19 protein-coding genes, 1 tRNA gene and 1 pseudogene are annotated in these 24,939 nt (G+C 61.3%); 10 read left to right on the top strand and 11 right to left on the bottom strand.

The genetic code is table 11. From position 1 onward, the window contains the following. Positions 1–12: 12 nt before the first annotated feature. From WS68_RS05760 to WS68_RS05770, 3 genes are all read left to right on the top strand, one after another. Positions 13–771, top strand: coding sequence for an alpha/beta fold hydrolase (locus WS68_RS05760; RefSeq protein WP_197419528.1), 759 nt, complete (start codon positions 13–15; stop codon positions 769–771). Positions 772–885: 114 nt separating this feature from the next. After that, a complete protein-coding gene (locus WS68_RS05765; RefSeq protein WP_197419529.1) occupies positions 886–2,181 on the top strand; it encodes an amidohydrolase family protein in 1,296 nt (431 codons plus the stop codon). A 99-nt stretch (positions 2,182–2,280) separates the two neighbouring features. Then, positions 2,281–2,811, top strand: coding sequence for a VOC family protein (locus WS68_RS05770; RefSeq protein WP_156429353.1), 531 nt, complete (start codon positions 2,281–2,283; stop codon positions 2,809–2,811). A gap of 144 nt (positions 2,812–2,955) precedes the next feature. On the opposite strand, the gene WS68_RS05775 is transcribed toward WS68_RS05770, so the two are convergent. Together WS68_RS05775 and WS68_RS05780 are read right to left on the bottom strand one after the other, a co-directional pair. After that, positions 2,956–3,396 carry a cupin domain-containing protein gene (locus WS68_RS05775; RefSeq protein WP_059569883.1) on the bottom strand — a complete coding sequence of 147 codons (441 nt, stop codon included), beginning with the start codon at positions 3,394–3,396 and terminating at the stop codon, positions 2,956–2,958. Between the two features lie 437 nt (positions 3,397–3,833). Beyond that, entirely contained in the window at positions 3,834–4,538 is a 705-nt protein-coding gene (locus WS68_RS05780) for an SDR family oxidoreductase (RefSeq protein ID WP_059569884.1), read from the bottom strand. 129 nt (positions 4,539–4,667) lie between these two features. Between WS68_RS05780 and gcvA the strand changes: the two genes are divergently transcribed. Beyond that, positions 4,668–5,600 carry a transcriptional regulator GcvA gene (gcvA, locus tag WS68_RS05785; RefSeq protein ID WP_059569885.1) on the top strand — a complete coding sequence of 311 codons (933 nt, stop codon included), beginning with the start codon at positions 4,668–4,670 and terminating at the stop codon, positions 5,598–5,600. 50 nt (positions 5,601–5,650) lie between these two features. On the opposite strand, the gene WS68_RS05790 is transcribed toward gcvA, so the two are convergent. Further along, complete coding sequence (locus WS68_RS05790) at positions 5,651–8,077, bottom strand: GH92 family glycosyl hydrolase (RefSeq protein WP_059569886.1); 2,427 nt, start codon at positions 8,075–8,077, stop codon at positions 5,651–5,653. A 447-nt stretch (positions 8,078–8,524) separates the two neighbouring features. On the opposite strand from WS68_RS05790, the gene WS68_RS05795 reads away from it, so the two are divergent. Next, on the top strand, positions 8,525–9,463 hold the full coding sequence (locus tag WS68_RS05795; protein ID WP_059569887.1) for a hypothetical protein: 939 nt from the start codon (positions 8,525–8,527) through the stop codon (positions 9,461–9,463). A gap of 360 nt (positions 9,464–9,823) precedes the next feature. Beyond that, positions 9,824–9,908, top strand: a tRNA-Leu gene (locus WS68_RS05800). A gap of 86 nt (positions 9,909–9,994) precedes the next feature. On the opposite strand, the pseudogene WS68_RS25745 reads toward WS68_RS05800, so the two are convergent. Next, a pseudogene (locus WS68_RS25745) lies at positions 9,995–10,267 on the bottom strand (integrase core domain-containing protein); the annotation flags it as partial. A gap of 17 nt (positions 10,268–10,284) precedes the next feature. On the opposite strand from WS68_RS25745, the gene WS68_RS05805 reads away from it, so the two are divergent. The 3 genes from WS68_RS05805 (at position 10,285) to WS68_RS05815 (ending at position 14,056) form a co-directional block, all read left to right on the top strand. Beyond that, positions 10,285–10,863 carry a hypothetical protein gene (locus WS68_RS05805; RefSeq protein ID WP_197419530.1) on the top strand — a complete coding sequence of 193 codons (579 nt, stop codon included), beginning with the start codon at positions 10,285–10,287 and terminating at the stop codon, positions 10,861–10,863. Between the two features lie 368 nt (positions 10,864–11,231). Next, positions 11,232–12,644, top strand: a complete 1,413-nt coding sequence (locus tag WS68_RS05810) for a hypothetical protein (RefSeq protein ID WP_059569888.1) — start codon at positions 11,232–11,234, stop codon at positions 12,642–12,644. Positions 12,645–13,039: 395 nt separating this feature from the next. Next, complete coding sequence (locus WS68_RS05815) at positions 13,040–14,056, top strand: 1-aminocyclopropane-1-carboxylate deaminase (RefSeq protein WP_059569889.1); 1,017 nt, start codon at positions 13,040–13,042, stop codon at positions 14,054–14,056. A 215-nt stretch (positions 14,057–14,271) separates the two neighbouring features. Here WS68_RS05815 and WS68_RS28745 read toward each other — a convergent pair whose 3' ends face one another. Both WS68_RS28745 and WS68_RS29535 read right to left on the bottom strand, forming a co-directional pair. Beyond that, positions 14,272–14,892, bottom strand: coding sequence for a hypothetical protein (locus WS68_RS28745; RefSeq protein ID WP_231752950.1), 621 nt, complete (start codon positions 14,890–14,892; stop codon positions 14,272–14,274). 429 nt (positions 14,893–15,321) lie between these two features. Continuing rightward, positions 15,322–16,419: a Crp/Fnr family transcriptional regulator gene (locus WS68_RS29535; RefSeq protein ID WP_442857147.1), complete on the bottom strand. Its 1,098-nt coding sequence runs from the start codon at positions 16,417–16,419 to the stop codon at positions 15,322–15,324. Positions 16,420–16,504: 85 nt separating this feature from the next. On the opposite strand from WS68_RS29535, the gene WS68_RS05830 reads away from it, so the two are divergent. Continuing rightward, positions 16,505–18,178: an acyl-CoA synthetase gene (locus WS68_RS05830; RefSeq protein ID WP_059569891.1), complete on the top strand. Its 1,674-nt coding sequence runs from the start codon at positions 16,505–16,507 to the stop codon at positions 18,176–18,178. 249 nt (positions 18,179–18,427) lie between these two features. Here the strand turns inward: WS68_RS05830 and WS68_RS27285 are convergent, their stop codons facing one another. The 5 genes from WS68_RS27285 to WS68_RS05860 form a co-directional block, all read right to left on the bottom strand. Next, positions 18,428–19,651 carry a hypothetical protein gene (locus tag WS68_RS27285; protein ID WP_156429354.1) on the bottom strand — a complete coding sequence of 408 codons (1,224 nt, stop codon included), beginning with the start codon at positions 19,649–19,651 and terminating at the stop codon, positions 18,428–18,430. Positions 19,652–20,023: 372 nt separating this feature from the next. Beyond that, positions 20,024–21,271, bottom strand: a complete 1,248-nt coding sequence (locus WS68_RS05845; protein WP_059569894.1) for an MFS transporter — start codon at positions 21,269–21,271, stop codon at positions 20,024–20,026. Between the two features lie 12 nt (positions 21,272–21,283). Then, complete coding sequence (locus WS68_RS05850) at positions 21,284–22,567, bottom strand: ATP-grasp domain-containing protein (RefSeq protein ID WP_059569895.1); 1,284 nt, start codon at positions 22,565–22,567, stop codon at positions 21,284–21,286. An 11-nt stretch (positions 22,568–22,578) separates the two neighbouring features. Next, positions 22,579–23,823, bottom strand: coding sequence for a hypothetical protein (locus tag WS68_RS05855; RefSeq protein ID WP_059569896.1), 1,245 nt, complete (start codon positions 23,821–23,823; stop codon positions 22,579–22,581). 57 nt (positions 23,824–23,880) lie between these two features. Further along, entirely contained in the window at positions 23,881–24,939 is a 1,059-nt protein-coding gene (locus WS68_RS05860) for an iron-containing redox enzyme family protein (protein WP_156429355.1), read from the bottom strand.

Genomic DNA, 24,939 nt, shown 5'->3' on the forward strand with positions numbered 1-24,939 from the left:
CAAGGAATGCAAATGAAGATACGATACGACGACGCGGGGCACGGCGAGCCGGTGGTTCTGGTTCATGGTCTGGGCGCCTCGGCGAATATTTTCGGCGCGCAGCTGGCGGCGCTGCAATCCGATTTCCGGGTACTCGTGCCGGATCTGATGAGGCAATGGCGCGACAACGGTATCGCAATATCGATCGATACGCTGGTGGGCGACGTGATTGAATTGATCGACGAGGTTGGTATCGAGACAGCCCATTTCGTCGGGCATTCGCTGGGCAGTGTGGTCGTACAGCACTTGGCGGTGCGGCATCGGTCGCGTGTGAAGAGCGTTGCGTTGATCGGTCCGATCCAGGTGCCCGCCGACGCAGGCAAGCAAGCTTTGCTCGGGCGTGCCGCACGCGCAAGGTCGTCCGGGATGACCGAAGTGGCGGATACGACGGTACTGTCGGGAACCGCAAAGGAGACCCGGCACGATCGTCCTGAAATCGCGGCATTCGTGCGCGAACTCGTCATGCGTCAGGACCCCGAATCGTATGCGCAAACCTGCGAGGCGATCGTCGCGCTCTCGCCCGCGCCTATCGAGACGCTGCGTTGCCCAACGCTGGTTGTGACCGGCGATCAGGATGCGACATCGCCGCCGGCGGTTGCGAAGGCGATTGCGCAGAAGATTCCGGCCGCGACGTATGTGGAACTGCCCGCCTGCGGCCACTGGACGCCGATAGAGAAAGCGCGCGAGATCAGCGGCTTGCTGCGCGAATTCCTGTTGCGTATCGCGGACTGAGTGTCAATGGCGGCGGCGCGCGAATACCGACGCGTCGAAATCAGGGCCCGGACCGCTCGCGGGCAATGTCGCGAGTGAAGGGTTGCATTCCGGCGTTCATCGTGAGAGATGCAAATGAAGCCACAATTATTCACGCAGTTGAAGATTTTCGATGGTACTGGCGCGCCCTGTTTCGCGGGCGAGGTGTTGGTCGAAGGGGGCCTCATCCGAAGCGTGGGGCGCGGTACGCACAGCATCACGCGCGAGTCGCACTACGACATCATCGACGGACAAGGAATGACGCTGATGCCGGGGCTCGTCGAAGCGCATGCGCACGTGACATATAGCAACATGGTGAAGTTCAACGAGCTTGGGCAAATTCCGCTCGAAGAGCATACGCTATTGGCGCTCGAGAATGTGAAACTGATGCTCGACTCCGGATTCACCAGCCTTTATTCGGCTGCATCCGCGAAGTTCCGGCTCGAGGTGCCGATTCGCGATGCGATCGACGCAGGACGTTTTCCAGGCCCGCGCATGCGCGCCGCGTCGCCGGAGCTGGTCGCCACCGGCGGTCTCGGCGACGAACGTCAATATCACATGCACCATCAGGGGTTTGAAGTTATCGCGGACGGTATCGACGAAGTGCGCCGCACCGTTCGCACGCTGATTCGCGAGGGCGTCGATACGGTCAAGGTGAATATCTCCGGCGATCCATTCTATGGCCGTCACGGCTTTGGCCATCGCCTGTCGTATACCGAGGCGGAAGTGGCCGCAGCGGCCGAGGAGGCGCACATGCGAGGCGCTTGGCTGTCTTGCCATGCGCGCGCGGACGAATCGGTGAGGCTGGCGTTGAAATACGGCTTTCGCGTGATTTACCACTGCGATTTCATCGAGGGCGACACCTTCGATCTGCTCGAAGCGCAAAGGGACCGCATTTTTCTCGCACCTGCGATCGGCGCGATCTACACGGCAGCCTACGAGGCCGAGCCTTGGGGCATCACGCGGCAGTTTGCGCTGGACCACGAGTTATTCGACATGCTTGAACGATGTCCGAGCGTCTACCGCGATTTGAAGGCGCGCGGTCTGCGAATTTTGCCGGGCGGGGACTACGGATTCGCGTGGAACCCGATCGGCACGAATGCCCGCGATCTCGAACACTTCGTGAATCTGCTCGGCTTCACGCCTGCCGAGGCGCTGATGGCCGCGACGAAATGGGGCGGCGAAATCATGGGCATCGCGAATCTGGGGCTGATCCGGGAAGGTTATCTCGCGGATTTGCTCGTCGTCGACGGCGATCCCATCGACGATATTACGTTGCTACAGGATCGCGACAACATCAAGATCGTGATGAAGGACGGAGCGTATTGCAAACGGCCCGTGCCCGCTGCCGGAATCATTGAGCCGCTCGGCGGTAGCCTGGCCTATGCGTGAGCGACGGCGTTTTCGAACGTGTGGATCCAATGCATGGTTATCCGAAATATTTGATGAGCGTGGACGGTATTGGCCGATCCGCAAGGAGGAGTATTTTCGATGATGATTGGCGGCATTTTTCATTGCGCGATCCGCACGGCGGATCTCGACGCTACGCTTCTTTTCTACAAGGGCGTACTCGGGCTGAAAGAGGTGTCCCGGCCGGCCGGGCTGAAATTCCCCGGCGCTTGGTTTGCCGTGCCGAACGCGATCGGCCAGCCGATTCTTCATGTTTATGCCGGCTATGCGGCGGCAGACGGCAACGGCGAGATTCCCACGGACAACGAACGAGGCGCGGTCGATCACATTTCGCTGCTCGCGCACGGGTTCACGCACTATCGTGCGCATTTCGAAAAGTTAGGGATCAGCGCGCGAGAGCAGAACCAAAAAGGCGGCTCGAACTGGCAGATGTTCGTTCATGATCCGAACGGCATCAAGATCGAACTGACTTTCGATCAGGCGGCGGAGCCGGACTTGCCGGTGCCCATTGTCGACGCGCGCCGCTACAACGCCAGCGAACGGTTCTTCGATGCGCGCGAATATCCGGCATTGAAAGAGAAGATTGTGTTGCTCGCGAATGACGCGACGTAAACGAAGCGTCGGGACGGCCGCATGCTGAGCAGGACGCGTGCGTGCGTTCCGGCGAAATCGACGTTGCGCGCGTGACCGTGCCGGCCGGTGCGGCTCAAGTGGCCAGCCGCGCGCTCATGTGATATCCGAGTTTCGCGCCGCCGATCAGAACGCCGCTGCTGGCTTACGGCCGCTTAGCGTGTTGTTCAGCTTACGAATTACCTTATGGACGAGAAGCGCCGGCTTGGAAATGTGCGGGCGCAGAATCGCGTGCTTGCGGACGTATCGGGGTACGTACCATTCGGAATGGCTGCCGGCGGGAAACAATGCGGCGTCGCCCGCGCGCAGCGTGCGAGGGGCATGGCCCGGTGACGCAATGATCACTTCGCCTTCGATCACGTGAATGGTCTCGTCGACTTCGAAGTACCAATTGAAGCGTCCCGCAGTGCAATCCCAGACCCACATGGTCGTCGTCGAATCAGGGCTGGACGACCATTGACCACAGCGGGCGACGGGATTGCCCTCGATGATCCAGGCCGGGTTGATGGGCGAGGGTTGCAACACAACGTCGTCCAACCGTACGGACTCGAAAGCGGGAGAGGACATCGATCTACCTTTGCAGCTGTTGAATTCGAGGATGAGAAAAGCGCGGTTCCCGATACAGGAAAATAGCTGCCGTGTACTTGATGAAGAACCGGCGATGGCTATTTTGTAAGGTTGAGCCGCACACCAGCAAGAAAAAAATTGTCTACTTGTACAGAATTAACAAATTCTGGTAGCGAATTTCAGGGTCGTTGCAAAAGATGATCAAATCGGACGGGCGCGACGCAATGGAATGTACTGGCATGCATTCGCTCGCCGAATTGGCAGGCGGCCACGTTCGCGGCGGCGGCGCGCTTTTCCTGCAGGAAGAGCCTTGATGCGTGGCATTCCGGCGCACCGCCTGATCGACGCGGTCTATGTTGGCGGGTAGTGATGTGTGATGGCGGTCCGGAATTTATCCAGGAATGCATGCGATTTACCATGCGCGGGGCACAACGTATTTACAGCGCCCGGACAATTCCGCCGTCTACCCGGATATTCTGGCCGGTGATATAACCCGCGCCATCCGACAGCAGGAACGCAACCGTCTTCGCGATTTCCTGCGTTTTACCGAAGCGGCCAAGCGGAATGCGCGCGACGATCTCAGGCGTTTGCGGCCAACTGTCGATGAAGCCGGGCAGCACTGAATTGATGCGGATGTTGTCGTTCGCATAACGTTCGGCGTACAAGCGCGTGAATGCGCTCAACGCGGCGCGAAGCGCGGACGAAACCGGCATCGCCTGCTCGGGAGCGTCGGCCGCGAAGCTCGAGATGTTGACGATCGCGCCGCCGCCTTGAGCCTGGAAGACCGGCGTGACGCGACGCAGCACACGCACGACGTTCAGAATGATGAGGTCGAGGCCCGCGTGCCATTTTTCGTCGTCGATCGACAGCAGATCGCCCTTGGGCGGGTGCCCGGTATTGTTGACGATAGCATCGATGCGGCCGTACCGTTCGAGCGTCAGGCGGACCAGGCGGTCGAGGTCGGCCATATCGGTCACCGAACCGGCAATGCCGATGCCGCCGAGTTCACCTGCGAGCTTCTCGGCGCTGCCCGACGGTGACATCAGCGCCACCCGGTAGCCGTTCGAAGCCAGCTCCTTTGCGATCGCCGCGCCCATGCCTTTACCCGCTGCTGTTACGAGTGCCACTTTTTCTACGGTCATATCGTTCTCCGGAATTCTTGCCGTATATTCTGCTGCCTAAAAATCTGCTTTTATTGACAGTACTTTAGAGAGATGGAATGGTTCTGTCGAACCATGATTTCTCATCATTGCCTGTAGTTTTTCTGCTGTATGAAAAATGAACTGAAAAGGCGGCGCTTGCCGCCGCTCAACGCATTGCGCGCGTTCGAGGCAGCGGCGCGCCATCTCAATTTTCGACTGGCGGCGCAGGAGATTGGCGTGACGCAAGGCGCGGTCGCGCAGCAGGTGCGCCATCTCGAAGCAGTGCTGACGCTGAGGCTTTTCGAGCGCCTGCCGCGTGGACTTGCGCTGACGGACGAAGGGCTCGCGTATTTCTCCGCCATTCAGCGTGCGTTGCACATCATCTCCGATGCAACCGACGCGCTCGATCGCCGCCCGTCGACACTGACGGTCAGCACGACGCCTTCGTTTGCATCGAAATGGCTGATCCCGCGCTTGGCTCAGTTCAGCGAAGCATATCCCGCCATCGAAGTACGTGTCGTGGCTGACGAAAAACTCAGCACGTTCAGGGGCGACGGCGTGGATATTGCAATTCGTCTCGGCAAACCGCCGTTCGGCAACGCAGTGAGCGGCGATCTGCTTTTTTCTCTCGATATCTTCGCGGTCGGCAGTCCGTCGCTGCTCGATGGTCCGCGCGCGATCGACGCACCGTCGGATCTGGCCAAGCATGTGCTACTGCACGACGCGCACGATCTATGGCCCGAATTTCTCGACGCGCTGGATCTGCTCGATCAGATCGATCCCGCGAAGGGGCCGCGATTCAGCATGTCGGCGCTGGCGATCGATGCCGCCATTGCGGGCCAAGGCATTGCGTTGACGAGCGAGCCGTTGGTGGGCCGGGATATCGCCGCGGGCCGGCTGCGCCGGATTGGCGATTTTTCGTTTCCGCTGTCGCTGGGTTTCTACGTGGTATATCCAAAGGAATCCAAATCATCGGACGCGGCCCGGGCGATGCGCGAGTGGTTGTTCGCGCAGCGCGACAAGGACCGGCAAAGCCACTGGGCGAGCTTGCTCCGCATGTGAGCCGCGCGGCTCGAACGCGCGCCGGTGTCCCGGCGCGCATTGCCGTTCGCTTACGGCGTCGTGCGCGTATCCGGAAACGACGGTAATGCCGATGCGTCGGTTCCCCACGCTGCGGCAGCCGGATCGCCCGTCATCGTGAAAGCCAGCTTGCCTCCGCGCGCGATTGCCGCGAGCGGCAGCCATGCGCTCGAATAGGCTGCACCGTTCAATTGCAGCGATTTGACGTAGAACGCTGCGGTGTCGCTCGAGCCGGCCCCCGGCGCGACGATATGCAACAGCTGGTAGCGGCCGTTCGCCTGCCCGATGCGCACGTCGATTTTCTCGAATTGCGGGCTCGACAGCGCCAGCCCGCTCACGCCCGGCACGACTGGATACAGGCCGAGCGCGGCCCACACATACCAGCCCGAGATCGCACCGAGATCGTCATTGCCCGGCAGGCCGCCCGGACTCGTATCGAACTGGGTGCCGAGCGCCGCGTGCAGCACACGTTGCGTATGGGTGGGCGCGCCGGCCCACGCATATACCCATGGCACCGCCATCGTCACTTCGTTGCCTACGTAGAAAAAGGGCTTTTCGGTACCGACGTTCAGGTTCGTGAAAAACGTATCGAGCCGCTTGACGACCGAGCGCGCATCGCCGATCCGGCTGAGCAGGCCGCCGAAATTCTGCGGCACATACCATGTGTACTGTTCGGAGTTGCCCTCCATGAAGCCGCCGTTTGCCACCCATGCGCCGGTCGGCGTCTTCGGATGGATGGCGCCCTGGTTGAGCAGGTTTTTCCAATTGCCGCTCGATTTCAGTAGTGTGGCGGCTGTGGCCGTGTCGCCGAGCGTCATGGCGAAGCGCGACACGGCGAAGTCGCGCAATGCGTACTCCAGCGTATTCGACGCGCTTTGGTTGTCGTCCGCGCTTGCCGAAGGCACGTAGCCGAGGCGATCGAAGTCGGCGCGACCGCCCATCACCGGCGAGCCGGCGCAGGCCGCGCCCGGCGCCGTGCTGTTCTTCATGATCGCGAGCGCGGCCCGCGTATCGAAATTCGTTGCGCCGAATGCGTGCGCATTCGCGACGAGCAGCGAACCCGCGTCGCCGGGCATGACCGCGGTTTCCGTGTTGAAGTACGCCCAGCGTGGGAATGCGCCGCAAGTCTGCGCGTCCAGAACGAGCGACTGCACGATGTCGCTCGTGCGCGCTGGATCGAGCAATGCTTGTAGCTGCATGAACGAGCGGTCGATGTCCCAGCCCGAGAAGTTTGCGTACATCGTGCGGCCGCGCGCGGCCTGCTTCGTTTTCGGCGTCGCGCTGGACGTAAGGAAGTCCGGATACTGGCCGTTGACATCGTTGAAAACGTTCGGGTGCAGCGATGCGTGATAGAGCGCCGTGTAGAACTTGGTCTTGTCCGCGTCGCTGCCGCCTGTTACCTGAATCGCGTTCAAACGCGCATTCCACGCGGTGCCGGCGGCGGCGCGCACTTGATCGAAGTCCCAGTTTGCCCGGCCGCCGGCATCGGTGTCGGGATTTTCGGCGTCCAGATTCGCCTTGGCGTTTGCCTCGCTGACGAACGAGATGCCGAGCTTCATCAACACGATGGGTTGCTTTGCGTCGAGCGCGAACGTCACCGCGACGGGCCGATTGGCGGCGAGCATCGGCTTTGCCGCGAACGGCCGGCTGAACTTTGCGTAGTAATAGACTGGCACGCTATGTCCGGCCCAGCAGAAGCCGCCGCCCGCGATCCGGCCTGAGAGCGCCCGATCGCCGATTTGCTGGATCGTGTCGCTCGTCGAACCCTGCGCGCGGTTGTTGAGCACGGTCGGATCGATCGAGATGCTCGCCTGCTGGCCCTGCGCGAGCGCCGGATAGCTGAAGCGCGCGTAGCCGGTGCGCAGCGTTGCCGTCAATTCCGCCTTGATGCCGTTGTTGAGCGTCACGGCGTAATAGCCGGCACGCGCGGTCTCATTCGCGTGACTGAAGCTTGTCTGCGTGCGCGCGCCGGGGGAGAGCGTCGGCATCACGTTCAGATAGCCGCCGTTTGCCCAGCAGCCGGTGCCGCTCAGATGCAGGACGCTGAATGCGTTGATCGACGTGTCGCCGTACCAATAACCGCCCGAGAACCCGGAGCCGTCGCCTACCGACGCGTCGTATTGCGCGGTCGGCGTCATCGGGCTCCATTGAATCATCCCGAACGGCAGCGTCGCGCCGGGGAACGTGCCGCCGCCAAGCCCCGAGCCGACCGGATCGGCGGGGCGGTGCGTCGCATAGTCCGTGCCGATCAGTGGGTTCACGTATGGCGTGAGTGCGAGATCTGCGTTTCGCTCGGAGGCCGCACCGCTCGAATCCATCCGGCCATTCGGCGCGGCGGCTATCGGTTGATCGAGCGGCGCGAGCCGTGCGCCGTCGAACGCAAGCGCATGGCCGCCATACGATGTCAGTGCCGCGCAGAGCATCAGCATCGCACCTGTCAGCTTCCCGCTTCTTCGCATTTTCGTCTCCGCTTGATTTTGTTCCGAACCGACCGGACCTGTTTGGCACCGTATCGATGTTTATTGAGTTTATTGAATTGAAATAAACAAAAGATTTCTGGAATGAGCGGCCGAATGTACGATCCTTTTAAAGGGATTCGGCGCGCGGCAATCAATAATAATCGCTCGTCGAGACAGTTTGTGGTTTTAGATGGAAGTTACTTCGTTTATTTGAGTGTGAGCGGCCCGCCAATGTGCGCTTGGGCACGAAACAGGCCGAACTTGCGACTAAACTGATCGATACAGGGAGGCGCAGGTTGTTTGTTGGGCTATTTCAAATAATATGTCTTATCAATATTCGGTGTATTAAAAGACCGGCTATTGATTGAAAGCATCCGGCAATGACGGCGGCGCGCCGATAAATCGGGGCGCGGAAACTTTCACGAATTCAAGCAGACGAGGTATTCGATGGGAAACCTGATCCGCAAGCCGCGGTTTCCGGCGCGAATCCGCGCGCGCTCACGCTGGGTGGGCTCGCTGTCATTGTTGGGAGGCCTGACTTTTTCGTTGACGGCGCTGGCTGGCGCGACAGGCTATACGACGCTGTTCGGCGGCGGCCCGATCTATAAGAATACGTCCAACAACATCAGTGAACTGGCGGCGTCGGGCGCGACCGAGATCGTCGTCTGGAACATCGCGGTGAGTTCGGCCGGCGATCTGAATTTCAACGGCGAGTTTCCGCTGGTGAAGAACGGGGTGTACGTCGGCAACGCCACCTATCCGAATTTCGCGAACAATCTGGCGGCGTTGAAGCAGGGCACTGTCAAGCGCATCACGTTCAGCATCGGCTCGTCCAATGTTGGCGACTGGCAGAACATCAAAGCCCTCGTGCAGTCGCAGGGAACGGGACCTTCCAGCATCCTCTATAAGGACTTCCTGGCGATCAAGCAGGCGCTGCCCTCGGTCGACGCGATCGACTTCGATGACGAGAACAGCTACGACGCCGCAACGACCGTCCAATTCGGCGTCATGCTGGGCAACTTGGGTTACCACGTGATGCCTGATCCCTATACCAACGCGTCTTATTGGACTTCGGTGGTATCGCAGATCAATGCGCAAAGGCCGGGAACGGTCGATGGCGTTCATCTGCAAACTTATGCGGGCGGAGCGCTGAATACCCCGTGCAGTGGCTGGAATTTCGGCGGCGTTCCGGTGTTTCCGGGTGTCGCGGATTGGGATGACTCGCCGCCGCAGGCCCAAGGCGTGATGAGCGCATGGAAGAAACAATGCGGGATCGTCGGCGCGTTCCTTTGGCTGTATGACGATATCGCGGGGAAAAGCTATGGGGGCGTCAGCGAAGCGTCGGCCTATATGAGCGCTTTCCGCGCCGGGCTGGCGGCCAAATGAGCGAGTAGGGGCGGCAGGCGGGCCGGTTCGTGCTCGGCGGGCTCCAGTGGGAAGTGAAATCCGCTTCGCTTCTGCGCCGATGGGTTGTGCAAGGCGATGGCTGCGTTTCGATTATCGCTTGGTCGATGCCCGGTCATATCCGCCCGATCGCGGCTTCGTCGAATGGACGGGATGCGTTTTCGGCGCGAGCGATTCGTATGCGGGAGTCACATGCACATGCGCCAACGGGCGCGCATTGGCAACCCGAGATCGAGGATGTTCGCCTGCCGGGCGGCATTCGCTCGCATTGCATTGATTCCATCGCCGTCGAGTCGGCCGGTATTCACAAAAGCTTAATGAGCCGCTACAATAACGCCCCTTGCCCAGGTGGCGGAATTGGTAGACGCACTATCTTGAGGGGGTAGCGCCGAGAGGCGTTCGGGTTCGAGTCCCGACCTGGGCACCAGTATTTTTCCCCGAGCCTCAAGGGCGCTAAAAAGCCTGTCAGTTTCAGGATTGGGAACTGCCCCCACGAAGTTGGACGGTTAAAGACTAGGCGCCCGAGGGCTTTGAACCGCTTGAATTTCTTGGACAGCGCTGAGCGTTAGTGTTCGGTTTTTCATGAGCCTTCGGCCGAAGGCTGTATTGCCGGGCGAATTCACCCGGCGTCAGATCCTTGAGCGCTGTGTAAGGTCGCATCTCATTGTAGTCGCGGCGCCAAGCCTCGGTCTCACGTTTGGCTTCCGCCAACGATTCGAACCAGTGCAGGTTCAGGCATTCGTCCCTGAACGAGCCGTTGAATGTCTCGATGAAGCTGTTGTCGGTGCTAGAGCAGATCAATATTGCATGCGCTCATTTTCTGGAATGCAATTACCGGGTTTCACTATTGGCAAGGTTCGCGTATTTATCTGTTTTATCTACAGCCTGGCAGTTTGCTGTTCCATTTGAGCGTCATCTCGTTGGCGGCGTCACTGTTCTTTTTCTTTTTTTGCTTCAAGTACACGACGTCTTTTTGGCAATGGCTCGGCGTCAAGCAGGTGGCGCACAAGCTGATGGGCAAGGACATGCCTGAGTATTACCGGGTACGTCAGAACGGGATCAAGCGTTATATCCGTTTTCCGCATCATACCTGTCTCGTTATTCTGTTCTGGACACACCCGGTCATGACGCAGGACACGCTGTTTCTGGCAATAGCGGCGACGGTGTATCTGTACGTCGGCACTTATCACCAGGACTTGCGTGGACTGCGCATCATCGGCGAGGACTGGGCGGCTTACCGTCAAGAGACCAATTTGTTATTTCCGGGCGGGAAGGCGTTTCGCCGCTTGTTTCGTGATTTGAAGGCGGCCTGTGCCGGCTCGGAAAGCGTGCCGACGCAGACTGGCTCCGGACGCGCAGCGCTCGAAACGGTGAGGGATTAGTGACGTTGCGCCGCAACCACGAATGTTTTGAACGGGGAATTTCCGGCGCCGTCGGGTGGGCAAAATTCGCTCGCCATAGAGCATGTCGAGCGAATTTTGCCGGCGCCATCCACTGCAGTGCGAAATACGGGCATGCGTCGCCTTGGCGCTCGCGTCAAACTTCCATCTGTGCCTGATATTTTCCAGCGAAATGAACTCATGCGAATTCGGGGTCTTCTCGCGTGAGCGTCCATTTATTCGGCCTGCTGCACGCACACATTGACCGATCTATCTAAGCATGAAACACTGAAATAAAAATAAACGGAAATATTACATTCCACAGTCGTTTCAACATCCATTTCTCGACTATCACTGTGCTCGGAGGCGGCATGCAGATTTATCGCGGGACGTCACAGCAATCCGAAGGCAAGGCGGTTGACCGGCTTGATTTGCTGTTTCCGGAAAAACTCGAACCGGGAAACCAGGCCATTGCGGTTTGGTACAACAGGAGCGGCGCAGGCGGGGTGAAGTCGCGCAGTGCCACCGCGACCATCGCGCGCGTCGATCAGTTGGCATCCGGGCATCACTTTCAAGCCGCATCAACTGACGGGCATCGAATCTTAGGAGCGCTTTCGCCGGATCAACGTACGATCACGGCGGAAGTATTCGACTCCGCGAACGTTCTAATATGCGGGCTCGATACTCATCTCATGCCGTTGGAACTATCAGGGGTTGAGGGGGCTTTCTCGACAACCACCACCGTGGAGAACGATACAACGCATATTTATTACGCGGTCTTGAGCGATGCTGCATCGAGTGCCGAAATCAAGATGTGGACATTTGCTGCAATCGGCGCGATCTTGGGCGTTGTCGGCGTGATTGCGACGCTCGCCGAGGGGCCGTTTGCAGTGGGCCTTGCGCTTGCCACCGCAGGTTACTTCACGGGCGCGGCGGGGCTCGTGGACGCTTTTATAAAGGCAGGCCCTGAGATTAGCGGTGTTCTGTTGCCAAACCGCAAGATTCAGCGAACATCGAAAGGCCAAATCAGACCGAGAAATGATTTGACGCTGACGCGGTTTTTGACTAGCGGGAGTACCGTAACAGTTAAAAGTTGCGTACTGCCTGGTCTCGGTGATGGCACCGTCCAACTTTCCGACCAGGATCTCGACGATCCCAAAAAATGGAACACGTTGTTCAGCTTGGTATTGGATGAAGGCAAAAATTACAGGGTGCAGCCGCGCGCACTCGGGGTAGTTCCTGGTCTTGTTATCTCCTCTGACGATGAATATGACGAAGTGCCAATCGGGGTCAACATGAAGGAGAAACCGCCAAACAGCATGCTGTCATTCGATCTCGAGGCAGGAACCGGACAGGCGAATCTATATGCCGGCGTCTTCACCAGCACGAATCGTCCGCAATTTAAACTGAATGAAAATGGCGTGGTGACATTCCTTGAAGCCCATAATGCGGATTATGGAAAACTTAACAGGGGGTTCATTTTCGGTGAGTTTCAAGACAATGGCTTGCAAACTCAATATATGTGCTTTAAAAATTTCGGCGCCACCGGAAATGGTGGGCGAGTTTTGGGGCATCCTGGCGGTGAAGGCGATGTGGCGGGAATGATGGACGCTAATCCAGATTGTGTCGCGTGCTTATGGCAGGGCGGCGGTAATCCTCTGATTGGTTACAAGGCAACGGAATCCATAACGATTTCATATAGACAAAGCTCTGGCAGCCCCAGCAATGTGTATCTCAGGGTCAAGCAAGAATTGCCATTTGTGAAATTGACATCCCAATCATGAAATTGCGTCGCGCACATGATAAGGCGATCGGCGTGTGCTTTTTGCCGGCCCAATGTTGCGACCACGCGGGTGTGGTGGGTGGACGAGCGAAGGCTCCGCTGTCCAACAGCGGGACGATGTCAGCGGATTCGCATGCGGCGTCGAGCCCGTGACGATGCGTTGGCTGGCACCGCCGGGTAAGTCTTTTGCCGATGGATTCGATTACCTGCTGTTATTTCGATATCGGTCAACCCGCCGACGGGGGGCACTACGAACGGCGAATTGGATAAATTTCGGTATTCAATAAGCACATTTCCGTCGCTCTCCTTTATCATTTTTTCGGAATGCGGCAGCGGCACTGCCGCATTCCGGTGCGGTTTCCTCCTACGCGTGCCCCACTTGCACGAGGCGAAAAAATGAATCTGCAACAATTTGCGCGTTATCCGCTTACGTTCGGCCCGACTCCGATTCAACCACTCGAACGCTTGAGCAAGCATCTGGGCGGAAAAGTCGAACTGTATGCGAAGCGCGAGGATTGCAACAGCGGCCTGGCGTTCGGCGGCAACAAGACGCGCAAACTCGAATATTTGATTCCCGACGCGATTGCTCAAGGTTGCGATACGCTCGTTTCCATCGGCGGTATTCAGTCGAACCAGACCCGGCAGGTGGCGGCCGTCGCAGCCCATCTCGGAATGAAATGCGTGCTCGTGCAGGAAAACTGGGTTAACTATCACGACGCTGTCTATGATCGCGTCGGCAACATCGAGATGTCGCGGATCATGGGTGCCGACGTGCGTCTCGTGTCGGACGGCTTCGATATCGGTTTCCGCCAGAGCTGGCAGGAGGCGATCGAAAGTGTTCGCCGCGCGGGCGGCAAGCCGTATGCGATTCCCGCCGGCTGTTCGGATCACCCGTTGGGCGGGCTCGGGTTCGTCGGCTTTGCCGAAGAAGTCCGCGCGCAGGAAGCTCAACTCGGTTTCAAGTTCGATTACGTTGTCGTATGCTCGGTGACCGGCAGCACGCAGGCCGGCATGGTGGTCGGCTTTGCGGTGGACCAACGCGCGGACCGCGTCATCGGCATCGACGCGTCGGCGAAGCCTGAGCAGACTCGCGAGCAGATCGCCCGCATTGCCGCTCATACCGCCGAGCAGGTGGGGCTTGGCCGGCGCATCGTCGACACGGATATCGTGCTCGATACCCGCTATGGCGGTCCCGAGTACGGTTTGCCGAATGATGGCACGCTGGAGGCGATCCGCCTATGTGCGCGCTTGGAGGGTGTGCTGACCGATCCGGTTTACGAGGGCAAGTCGATGCACGGGATGATCGACAAAGTGCGCAACGGCGAATTTCCGCCCGGTGCGAAGGTGCTGTACGCCCATCTTGGCGGTGTTCCCGCGCTCAATGCCTATAGCTTTATTTTCCGCAACGGTTGACGCGACGGCGCGATTGACACGCGCGGCCGCACCGGCCGCTTCGCAAAGCGCGAAAACGCGATCTCGCAGATCGGCGGAATGCGCCACTCGGCAGATTCACGGCCGAGGCCAGGCGCGCTATTCCGCGGCTTGCGCTCGAATGCACAGGATCTGAGTTGGACATCGTATGCATCAATGGCCCGATCAATTCGGGGAAATCCACAGTCGGGCGCCGCTTATGCGAACTGCTGCCGGGCGCGCGGTTCGTCGACGGCGACGATCATGGTGCGCCGGAAGACGCCGATCTCGATACCGTGATCGCGGTCGCGCTCGCGCGGATCGAGGCGCTGATCGCCAATGCCGATGCCGATCTGGTCATCGCCTATCCACTGCGCGTGGAAGATCATGCGCGCCTGATCGCCGCGGCTGGTCGCCGTGGCGCGGGGCTGTTCGTCGTGACGCTGGCACCGCCGCTTGCCGTCAGTTTGAGCAATCGCGGCGCGCGTGCTTTGTCGCTGGCGGAATGCGAACGAATCGCACAAATGTACGACGAGGGCTATGCCGATCCGCCATTCACCGATCTGCTGCTCGATAATGCAGCGATGGCACCGACGCAGACAGTCGAGGCGATCCGCTCGGCGTTGACAGCATGGCGCGTCGATCGTGAGCGTCGCCGCCGTTGAAATGCTGCTGCGGCTCGTTGCCGGCGGCCCGTCCGCCGGTTGCCCCCGACCGTCGCCACGCAGCTTGGCTCGTTGCTTGAATGCCGAGTGCGCATGCGGAACGCACGTTCGGCCTTTTGCGTGCTCGTAGCCTGACGGCAGAAAGATCTTGATGATCGCGATGCCGGACAGCATTCGCGATTCGATCGGTCGAATGTTGTCAGCGGCCGTCGTTGCGTGCACTGGCGGGCTGGCCCGATTTGGCCGGCCGTTTCGTGCGTGACACGCCGTTGTCCTCCCAGATTCCACTGATGAGCGCAATACCGATTGGCGGCCGAGCGCCGGACGCTTGCGAATCCGCGCGGGGGCATGGCCAGCCGGATCGCGACGGCCAATCGCGTGTGTACCGGCGCTCGAGCGGCGGATTGGCGGGTGTCCTGAGGGGAAGTGACGGCGCGTGATGTTGCATGCGCTCGAGCGTTTGCGAGCCGTGTCGAGTGAAGACGAAGCGTTCGCGGATGCCTCCGGGCCTTCGCAGACGCAGGATCGCGCCGGATGCGGCGCGTAGAGCGGGCGATGGATGACGCGTGACGTGGCGGAGGGGCGCCAGTCGGTCGTACCGCGTCAGAGTTGCTCCATGCCGAAGGCCGCGAGCGTGCGCAGATCGAGCACGTCGATCTGGTTATAGGCGACGCGCAGCGCGCCCAGCGCCTCCAGATGCTGGAGCGCCTGATTGATCCGTTGCCGTGATAGACCGACGAGCATCCCCAGTTCCTCCTGCGAGATCGCGAGAGTCGCACCGGTGTCCGGGTACAGATCGGGGTTGAAGAGTTGCGCCAGCGATTGGGCGACCCGCGCGTTCACGTCGAGCAGCCGGCTGTTTTGAATCGATGCGATGAATTCGCCCATCCGGTTGTTCAATTGGCGGATCACGAAGCCGGTGAACGGCAGGCTGCGTTCGAGGAGCGCGTGGAACGCATCGGCGGGCACGAACAACACGAGCGAGCGCTGGATCGCGATCACGTCGTACTTGCGCTGCTCGCGCTTGATCACGCTGCCTTCGCCGAACCAGCCGCCGGACGGCACGCCGGAGAACGTGCAGCCTCGTCCCGATACGCCATAGATAGACAGCTTCACGAGCCCACGATGCACGCCGATCCAGTAATTGGACGGTGCGTGCCGGCGCGCGACCCAATCTCCGGCATCGTGATGCTGCGCGTACGATTGCGCGATGACGAACGCTTGATGTTCGGGCGCAAGCGCATTGAACCAGCCGCTACGCGTAAAGAGTGCACGCAGACTGCCGGTGATGCGGCGTCGGGCTGAGCGGGTGGCGTTCGCGTCGATTGCCGGCGAAACAGTGGGCGATGATGTGGTGCAGATGTCGGCAGAGGGCATGCCGGCCGCTTTGCCGCAGGCTTGGGCGAGCCCTCCGACAGATGCCCCGCCAGCTGCTCCCGCCGGTGCTGCGCATATCGCTTCGATAGCCGCACAGGCCGATGCTTGTCCCGCTGCGCCGGCGGGCCTGCCGTTGCGAGCCGTGCCAGGCGATTCGCCCGCATGCTCGCCGGCCGGCCCGGCCAACGATCCGGAAATTGGCGCAGCCGGCTGCGCGGCGGGCGTCGGCGAAACTCGGCAGGCTTGATGATCGTTTGACATCACACAGGGTTTGCGAGGATAGGGAATACGCGCGGTTGCCGGCGGCGAGTCTGTCGTTCGGATGACAGACGGCTCACAATGGCCGCGAGTAGCCTGATTGGATCACAAACGAACGCATCGAGGCGCCCGCTTCGCAGGAGACGACATCATGACGCAGAAATTCGACGACGGGCTGGGCCGTCGCGACGCGAACTACGTGCCGCTCACGCCGATCGACTTCATCGCGCGTGCGGCGGAGGTTTATGGCGACCGGCTGGCCGTCGTGCATGGCGACGTTCGCCGCACGTGGCGCGAGACTTACGTGCGCGCGCGGCGGCTCGCGAGTGCGCTCGCGCGCTTGGGCGTGGCGCGCGGCGATACGGTAGCCGCACTGCTGCCGAACATCCCGGAGATGATCGAGGCACACTTTGGCGTGCCGATGGCGGGCGCGGTACTGAACGCGATCAATACGCGGCTTGATATACCGTCGATGCTGTTCATGCTTCGCCATGGCGAGGCGAAGGCGCTGATCGTGGATACCGAATACGCGGAATTCGCGCGGCGCGCGGCGCAGGAAATGCCGGGGCTCGCGATCATCAGTGTTGCCGACGCGCTGCCCGCCGATCCGGTGTGCTTCGCGAATGCGGCGGACTACGAAGCGTTGCTCGACAGCGGCGACCCGGCATACGCATGGGCGCCGCCGCCCGACGAATGGGATGCGATCGCGCTCAATTACACGTCGGGTACGACGGGCGACCCGAAGGGCGTCGTCTATCACCATCGCGGCGCGCATCTGGCTGCGATCAGTAACATCCTCGAATGGGATATGCCCAAGCACGCAGTGTATCTATGGACGCTGCCGATGTTCCATTGCAACGGCTGGTGTTTTCCGTGGGCGGTCGCGGCGCGTGCGGGCGTCAACGTATGCTTGCGCAAGGTCGACGCGCAGCGCGTGCTCGAGTTGATCCGGCGCGAGCGCGTGACGCACTACAGCGGCGCTCCGATCGTTCACGGCGCGATCGCCAATGCTCCCGCCGACTGGCGCGCGGGGATCGACCACACGGTTCATGCATTCGTCGCGGGCGCCGCACCGGCACCCGCAGTGATCGCGAAGATGAAGGAGATCGGCTTTGAGCTGACGCACGTGTACGGGTTCACCGAAGTGTATGGTCCCGCGGCCGTGTGCGCGAAACAGGCGCATTGGGACGCGCTCGCCGACGACGAGCTTGCGCGGCTCAATGCACGGCAGGGCGTGCGCTACCACCTGCAGGCGGGGGCGACGGTGCTCGATCCCGATACGATGTCGCCGGTGCCCGCGGACGGCGAGACACTCGGCGAGATCATGTTTCGCGGCAACATCTGCATGAAAGGCTATCTGAAGAATCCGCGCGCGACCGACGAAGCGTTCGCGGGCGGCTGGTTCCACACGGGCGATCTTGGCGTGCTGACGCCCGACGGGTATATCCGGATCAAGGACCGTCGCAAGGACATCATCATCTCAGGCGGCGAAAACATTTCGAGCATCGAGATCGAGGATGCGTTGTACCGGCATCCGGCGGTCGCGGTTGCGGCGGTCGTCGCGCAACCCGATCCGAAGTGGGGCGAGGTGCCGTGCGCGTTCGTCGAGTTGCGCGAAGGGATGACGGCGACCGAGGAAGAGATCGTCGCGCACTGCCGGCAATGGCTCGCCGGCTACAAGCTGCCGAAGGCGGTGCGCTTTGGCGAGCTGCCGAAAACGTCGACCGGCAAAATCCAGAAGTTTCAATTGCGGGCGCAGGTCGGGTCGGCAAGCGCCATCGATCTAGCGGGCGGCGGCGCGGGCAAGGACCATGGCGGGCAGTGATGCGCGGCGGTGTGTACGGGCCGCCGCGTCAGTCATTGCCGACGCGTGCATGAGTACCCGGCGGATGTCTGCCGGATAATCGCGGTGGCGGCAATATCGTCCCGGCCATGCTTGAGCGCGCGCACCGCCGACGGTCGAATTCGCCGCCCTGCGGCGATGCGCGCCGCTTACTGAAGTGAGTTTGCTTCCGTAAAACGAAAGTCCGGCAATCGCATCGTTTGTGCGAAAGCCTTGTCCGGTTTCGAAGGCTCAGCCCGCGGGCGTTTGGCGGCGCAATTCGCTTTTGCGATTGAGCCAGTAAGTGAGTTGAGATGACGGCTGGGATGCGAATTCGCCGGCCGGGTCTTCAGACGTGCTACCGTGAATTCGGCGCTCGCTCGTGGCGCCGGACGCCGATGCGTTTTGGCTCGATTCGCCATGATCGATGCGCGGCCGCTTGGACGGCGGCCCATCTCCGGAGTCGCCGTTGTCCGATCCGGCAGGCCGCTCCGGCCGGGGCGCCAAGCGCTGCAAGCGCTGCCGCAGCTGCTGCAACGCCTGTTCGGTCGCCTGTATCAGCTCGTCGGCGCCTTGCGCCTCGTCGCCGTGTCCGCCCGGAATGCCGCCTCGCAGAAGCCTCTGCATGCGCGGCAACGTAGCCTCGTGAATCACCTGAAGCCAGTCTGCCTGCTGCTCCAGGAATTGATCGTGTGTGTGAGCAAGCTCCGGCGCCAGAAAAACCTCCATTCGCCGCAACTGGTTGCGTTGCTGTTGCAGATTCGCACGAAAGATGTTGTCAGGCGGCAGGTTGTTCAGCGCATGGTCGACGAATTGCCGGGCCTGACCCACGTTGGTTCGAATGTCTTCACCGTGACGCTGGGTGGCGGGATTGGCCATATGAATCCGGGCTTGGTTGACGGCCTCCCAGGCGGGTTGGACTAGCGGCCGAACTCGATCCAGGGGCGTCTGGGCCTGTGGAATCAGCGCTCGCGCCCGCCCCAGGTTTCGCTGTGCATTGTCCGCGAGCGGCCATATGGTCTGCGGATTCTCGCCCTGGTCGAGCCGAGCCGTCGCGTCCTGAATGTGGTGCCGTGCTTGGACGATCTCGTTTCTGATATCGGTGACCACACGCTGAACCTCGATGGCCTGCGTGGTGGCATCGTTGAGCTGCGCGAGGGCCGGCAGAAGCGGAACGGCGAATTGGTTGAACTGGAAGATAGCCAGGTCACCTGCCAGCATCGCCTGATGGTCGAGCGGCAACGCAGGCACTGGGGGATCCAGGCGGGTGGGATCGGAGGGGATTCGGTTGTCTTCCCTTTTGACGCGCTGGGGTGACGATTCCTGCGTCTGTTTTAGATGTTGGACGACGCCATTCTTCAGTGCCTGAGGCGCTTGGGTTGGCCTGGGCCAATCTGCGCCGGATAGCTGACCGTCTCGACGATCAAACTGAATCGATGCTTGCTCGACCTGTGTTGAACCTACTGCTATCGACATTCAAAAACTCCTAAGGAAACTCCAAATTTTCCCTCTACCTATGCGCGAATAATGTTTGAAGGGAAGAAGCGCAACTCAGGAGGCTAATGGATATAACGATGAATCCCGCGCCACTGCCCGAAAGCATCGCTCGTCGAGCGAAAGCAGGCGGTTTATCGCATATTTAATCCGCTATTTTGGATGGCCGTCTCATCGCGGTTTTTCGTCGCGATGGCCGGTTTGGGTGAATGCACCGCCGATTTTTCGAGTGCTGGAGTGTTGGGATTTTGACGAATAAGAAAATCCGTGATGCGTGACGGCGCGCGGATGCTTGCCGGAAATGCGCGAGCACACGCGGCCGGTGTGGCCGGCCCGTCGCCGTCGCTCGCCGTGCTAATCAGCCGCCTGCTCCGCGGGATCGGTCCGGCCTGCTGGTTTCCACTTCGCCGAGTACCGGAAATGGCTGCCCCACTCGATCGTGACGCCCAGTGCGATGCCGCAAGCCGCGACCAGCAGCCCGACATGCCGGAACGCAATCTGATCGGCAAGCCAACCGGTCAGCAATGCGAAGAAGACGAGCAGGCCGGTTCCGATCGCATTGCTGCCGGCCGTCAGCGTGACGATATCTTCCGGTTCGCTGGTTTGAATCAGCGCCGATTGCGCTGCTGTGAACGCAACTTCGAACAGGAAGATGAACGCGAAGTAGAGCGCGAGCAATTGCGCGCGCGATTGCGCGAAGGTCGTTGCGTAAAGGCTCGCCGATGCCAGCAGGTTGACGGCGAAGCCGAAATGGTCGAGCTTCACGAGCTTCGGCATGATCGACACGGCGAGCGCGCCGAGCACGATCGCGATGCCGCTTGCCACCTGCAATTGCATGACAGCGGTATCGGACAGCGCCATCGTCCTGATCGGCAGGATGGTGCGCGCGGCGTTGTGAAAACCTTGAAATACGCCGGTTGCGACACACAGATAGCAGAACGCGCTGAACAGCGCGCGGTGCTTCATGGCCGCGGCAGCGGCCGACGCGATCGCGCCGCGCGCAGCGGGTGCGGCGCGCCGCTGCGGTGTCACGTTCGGCAGTAATGCGTAGCAACTCGCCGAGAACAAGAACGCGCCCGCGCTGATTTGCGCGACGCCGAGCAACGACACGCGGCTCACGAGCACGCTGCCGAGCACGCCGCCGAGCACGCCGCCCAGGTAATACGACAGATTGAATGTCGATGACGCCAGTTCGAGCTGACGGCCTTCGAACAAGTATTTGACCATCACCACGCGGCTCGTTTTCGTGATCGCCTCGACGAAACCGCGCAGCAGGAAGCAGCCAAGCACCGGTATCACCCAGCCGTGCGCGAGCAGCAGCCCGATCGTCAACGACAGCACGGCGCCGGTCAGATCGCTGGTGACAATGGCACGGCGCAGGCCGGCGGTCTCGCAGATGCGCCGGATCGTCGAGACGAGCAGTACCGGCAAGATCCACTGGAAAGCAAATACCGATGCCGCGCCGATGCCCGAACCATGCACGCGGACCAGATTGGACGACACCGCGAGCAACAGAAAGAACGTGCCGGTGGCGCTGACCAGCATCGCCAGCCATAGCAGCAGGAAGCGTCGGTCGCGCGCGAGGAGTAGCCAATCCCGCATAGTTGTCCTTTCTCAATCTTTGATTTCGACCAGCTTGATGCCTAGTACCCGCTCCACGTCCGCGTGCACTTGCGCGACTTGGCGCACCACGTCCGTGTAATTGTCTGCGGTCATGCGCACCACGCCGTGAACGCCATAATTGTTGTCCATTTTACGCAGCGCCATCCCGGCGCGGATATCCGAGCTGCCGGAATGCAGCCGTGGGCGGAATGCACCGAACCAGTCGGCCGGCAGGTCGTCGCGCACCACGCAATCGCGCTCGGCCGCGATGAACGAATGGCTCGCGGCCGTCAGCGTTGGCAGGCGCTCGATGTTCAGGCGCTCGCCCAGGTAGACGCGCACCAGCAGCTCGAACAGGTTGACGCCGCTCGATGCGCAGATCAGATCCGGAATCGAGCCGCCGGCGATGCGCGGGTTGACTTCGACGAGCTGCGGGCCGTCATGAGTGTAGATGAATTCGACGTGGAAGATCCCGAGATCCAGCCCGAGCGTGCGCACCACGCGGATCGCATAATCGGCCGCCGCCGCGTACTGCTCGTCGTTCAGGCCGGACGGAATCGTCGAGCCCATTTCGAGGATCGGATTGTGGCGGCCGGTCTTGCGCCGCACGATCGCAAGCGGCGCCCATTCGCCATGGGCGCTCGCTGCGACTTCGATCGAGAATAGCGGCCCGAGCGCGATCTCTTCGATGATGAACGCGAGCGAGACTTCGTCCTTCAGGCCATCCTCCAGTGCGTCGAACTCCCTGGCCGCCTGCTCGAAGTGCGCGGCGAGCCCGGCGTCGTCGTGAACCACCGAGGTCAGGATCTTGCCCATGCCGGTGGCCGGCTTGACGATCGCCGGATAGCCGATTCCGGCGAGCGCGCGCCGTGCTGCTTCGAGCGACGTGACGAACGCGTACTTGACGCACGGCACGCCCGCTGCCGAGAGCAGATCGCGGCATGTTGCCTTGTTGCGGGCATTTTGAATACCGGCGACGCTGGTGCCGCGCAGTTTCGAGCGCTCGGCCGCGATCGCGGCGGGCAGCGCGCACATGTGCAGCGCGCTGAGCACCGTATCGACGCGGTGCTCGGCGGTGCATGCCGTGAGGGCTGCATGAACGGCGTCGGCGTTTTGCGTGTCGGCGGCCTGCCAGGTGAAATCGACAAGGTGCTCGCGCTCGCCCTTGGCGGCGTCGTCGAGCAGCCAGTCGAACTTGCCGGACGTGATCAGCGATACGGTATGGCCGAACCGCTTCGCTGCTTCGAGCGCTTGAAGGCCGGGGCGGGTCGTTTCGACGAAAACTAGGTGAGCCATGACGGGGCAGTTTATTCGTATTCGTGGGTGGAAACAGAAATATCGGACGATGGCTCGTTCGGCGCAAGACCCGACCCTTGCGGTTCGCGGCCGCGCGCGCGCAACGCTTGCAGGATCTGCCCGCCGCGCAGCGCGTATTGTCCGGTGGGCGTCAAGCTGTTGTCGTCGTAAGGGTATGGATTCATCCCCATTACGAAGAGCGGCAGCGTCCCGGCGCCGGGCGCGCGCAGCCGGCCGGTGCGATCCGTCTCTACGATGCCGCCTGGCGTGCACATCGGCACGTCGACGCCGTCGACAGTAAGCGGCAGCACGTTGCTTTCGTAGCCGAGCGCCTGAACGATGCAGTCGGCTGCGTCTAGTTTCTGCGCGGCCGCCGCGATCGAAGGCGCGCGCAGCAACGTGAAGCCGGGTACGCGGCCCGCCGAGATATCGACGAACGTGGCGCGCGCCGCATGGCGCAGGCCAGAATAGCGGAACACGTTGCCGGTTTCGGGACACTGATTGAGAGCCGGATCGGGCACGGCTTCCAGCGGATAATGGAGCTCGGCCGCGTATTCGTCGAAATTGCGGTAGAACAACTTGACCGGGCCGCGGTGCTGCAGCGTTACGGTGCTGCCGGCTGCGAGCGCATCCGGCGCGCGCAACAGATTCGCGATCGCGTATGCGCTGTGCGAACCGCCGACGATATGCACATTGACCGGTGCCTCGCGCCAGCCAGCGGGCACGCCGTATTCGACGATGTGCCGGGACAATAGCAGCTTGTCGCGCCAGCGCGCCAACTCGGCGTGCGGCCGTTCGCGGATGCCGGTGGCCAACACCGCCATATGCGTGTGAATGCGCGTACCGTCGTTGAGATGCACAGTCGCCGCGTCGTGCTCCACGTCGATACGCATTGCCCGGCGGCGTTGCCACACGCGCGCCGCGCCCAATTGATCGCGGATCGCGTCGCCAAACGGACGCAGCGCGTTCGCCAGCCGCGCGAGCGGGAAGCTGCCGGCTGACTGGCGCAGCAAGGTCACGTCAGCGTGGCGCAGCGCGCCGCTGAATGCGCGCTCGGGGTGGACCCAACCGAAGAAATCCGAGCCGTAGGAGTTCGAATCGATCCGATACGATGCGAAGCTGCCGGGGCCGAGATGGTCCCCGGCATCGACGACGCCGATCCGGTATTCGAGTAAATCGGGATTGGCGCTCAGCAGGCCAGTGCCGCGCAGCCCGCATCCCACCAGCAGTAAGTCGAGTGCTTGATCGGGTTTCATGGTCGATGGCGCAGGCTCGCGACAGCACACGGCCCCGTCGCGAGCCTGTTTTGCCGTTCAGGCTGCAAGCGAAGTGGGCCGAACCGTTGGCAGCATGACCATCATCCTGTCGCAGACTTCGGCCGCATGTTCCAGCCGGCGCGCCATGCCGAGCGCGATCGGCGCGAGCAGTTCGGGCTGCTTGGCGAGCAACGGCAGTACCACTTCGTTCATCCAGCCGTGTGCGTGCTCCACGTCGACCACGGTGTGTTCGAGCAGATAGCGCATCCGGTCATCCGTCCAGCCGATCCGGCGCCAGCCCATGATCTGCTGGTCCAGGCGGCCCGGCACCATCAATTCGGTTGCGAGCATCATGCCGATTGCCTGCGGCAGTAACGCGCGATTGAACACCGCGTGAAAGTACATGTTGGCCAGACGCAGTTCCTCGACGCAGAAGCGCTCGATCTGCGACAGATAAACGTCGTCGACTTCGTCGAGCGCGCTCGTCATGTCCAGGCGCAGTTGCCGATGCATCGCGGCCGTTTCGCCGCGGCCCATTTCATCCCAGAAGTTTTTCGAAAATTCCGATTTGGCCGCGCCGTAGACACCCGGCAGCATTTTCGCGAGGATGTCGCCGAAATGGATATCGAACGGCGTTTCTTGAATCAGGAATTCGCGCAGTTGCGCGTAGCTTGCAGTGTCGCGCAAATAGGCGAAGAGCGGGTGACCGACGTTCGAGCGATGCGCCTGACAATGCCGGGTCGCCCATGCTTCGAAATCGGCCGGCGCGGGCAACGGGCCGAAGAAATCGCGATAGCACGCGGTTTCGCGTTCGGACCATGCATCTTCGAACATCTGCCGTAACCGGTCGAAGCGGTGATGATCGAGATTGCGCCAGCCGGATGTCCACGGCGCGGCGATCCGGCCGGCATACAGCGCGTAGAGGACGCGGTGCAACGCCATCTCGGCGCTGGCCTGTCTTTCGCCCGGCATGCCGAACGCCGATGTGCAGGCATCCTCGGCCGCCTGGAACAGGCGCTGCCAATCCTGCTCGGTCGAGGCGGCCTCGATGCCGAGAAACAGCGGCCAGACGGGGTGGCCCGTTGTTGCTTGGGAATGCGCGATCATGGGGTTCAT

The sequence above is a fragment of the Burkholderia sp. TSV86 genome, from assembly GCF_001522865.1.
Lineage (GTDB): Bacteria > Pseudomonadota > Gammaproteobacteria > Burkholderiales > Burkholderiaceae > Burkholderia.

Bases quoted from the DNA above. Each gene is read 5' to 3' on its own strand.
- WS68_RS05855 (WP_059569896.1), bottom strand. From the start codon at position 23,823: ATGAAACCCGATCAAGCACTCGACTTACTGCTGGTGGGATGCGGGCTG.
- WS68_RS05795 (WP_059569887.1), top strand. From the start codon at position 8,525: ATGGGAAACCTGATCCGCAAGCCGCGGTTTCCGGCGCGAATCCGCGCG.
- WS68_RS05790 (WP_059569886.1), bottom strand. From the start codon at position 8,077: ATGCGAAGAAGCGGGAAGCTGACAGGTGCGATGCTGATGCTCTGCGCG.
- WS68_RS05770 (WP_156429353.1), top strand. From the start codon at position 2,281: ATGATGATTGGCGGCATTTTTCATTGCGCGATCCGCACGGCGGATCTC.
- WS68_RS05860 (WP_156429355.1), bottom strand. From the start codon at position 24,939: ATGAACCCCATGATCGCGCATTCCCAAGCAACAACGGGCCACCCCGTC.
- WS68_RS05765 (WP_197419529.1), top strand. From the start codon at position 886: ATGAAGCCACAATTATTCACGCAGTTGAAGATTTTCGATGGTACTGGC.
- gcvA (WP_059569885.1), top strand. From the start codon at position 4,668: ATGAAAAATGAACTGAAAAGGCGGCGCTTGCCGCCGCTCAACGCATTG.
- WS68_RS05845 (WP_059569894.1), bottom strand. From the start codon at position 21,271: ATGCGGGATTGGCTACTCCTCGCGCGCGACCGACGCTTCCTGCTGCTA.
- WS68_RS05815 (WP_059569889.1), top strand. From the start codon at position 13,040: ATGAATCTGCAACAATTTGCGCGTTATCCGCTTACGTTCGGCCCGACT.
- WS68_RS05775 (WP_059569883.1), bottom strand. From the start codon at position 3,396: ATGTCCTCTCCCGCTTTCGAGTCCGTACGGTTGGACGACGTTGTGTTG.
- WS68_RS28745 (WP_231752950.1), bottom strand. From the start codon at position 14,892: ATGCTGTCCGGCATCGCGATCATCAAGATCTTTCTGCCGTCAGGCTAC.
- WS68_RS05760 (WP_197419528.1), top strand. From the start codon at position 13: ATGAAGATACGATACGACGACGCGGGGCACGGCGAGCCGGTGGTTCTG.
- WS68_RS27285 (WP_156429354.1), bottom strand. From the start codon at position 19,651: ATGTCGATAGCAGTAGGTTCAACACAGGTCGAGCAAGCATCGATTCAG.
- WS68_RS05810 (WP_059569888.1), top strand. From the start codon at position 11,232: ATGCAGATTTATCGCGGGACGTCACAGCAATCCGAAGGCAAGGCGGTT.
- WS68_RS05780 (WP_059569884.1), bottom strand. From the start codon at position 4,538: ATGACCGTAGAAAAAGTGGCACTCGTAACAGCAGCGGGTAAAGGCATG.
- WS68_RS05830 (WP_059569891.1), top strand. From the start codon at position 16,505: ATGACGCAGAAATTCGACGACGGGCTGGGCCGTCGCGACGCGAACTAC.
- WS68_RS05850 (WP_059569895.1), bottom strand. From the start codon at position 22,567: ATGGCTCACCTAGTTTTCGTCGAAACGACCCGCCCCGGCCTTCAAGCG.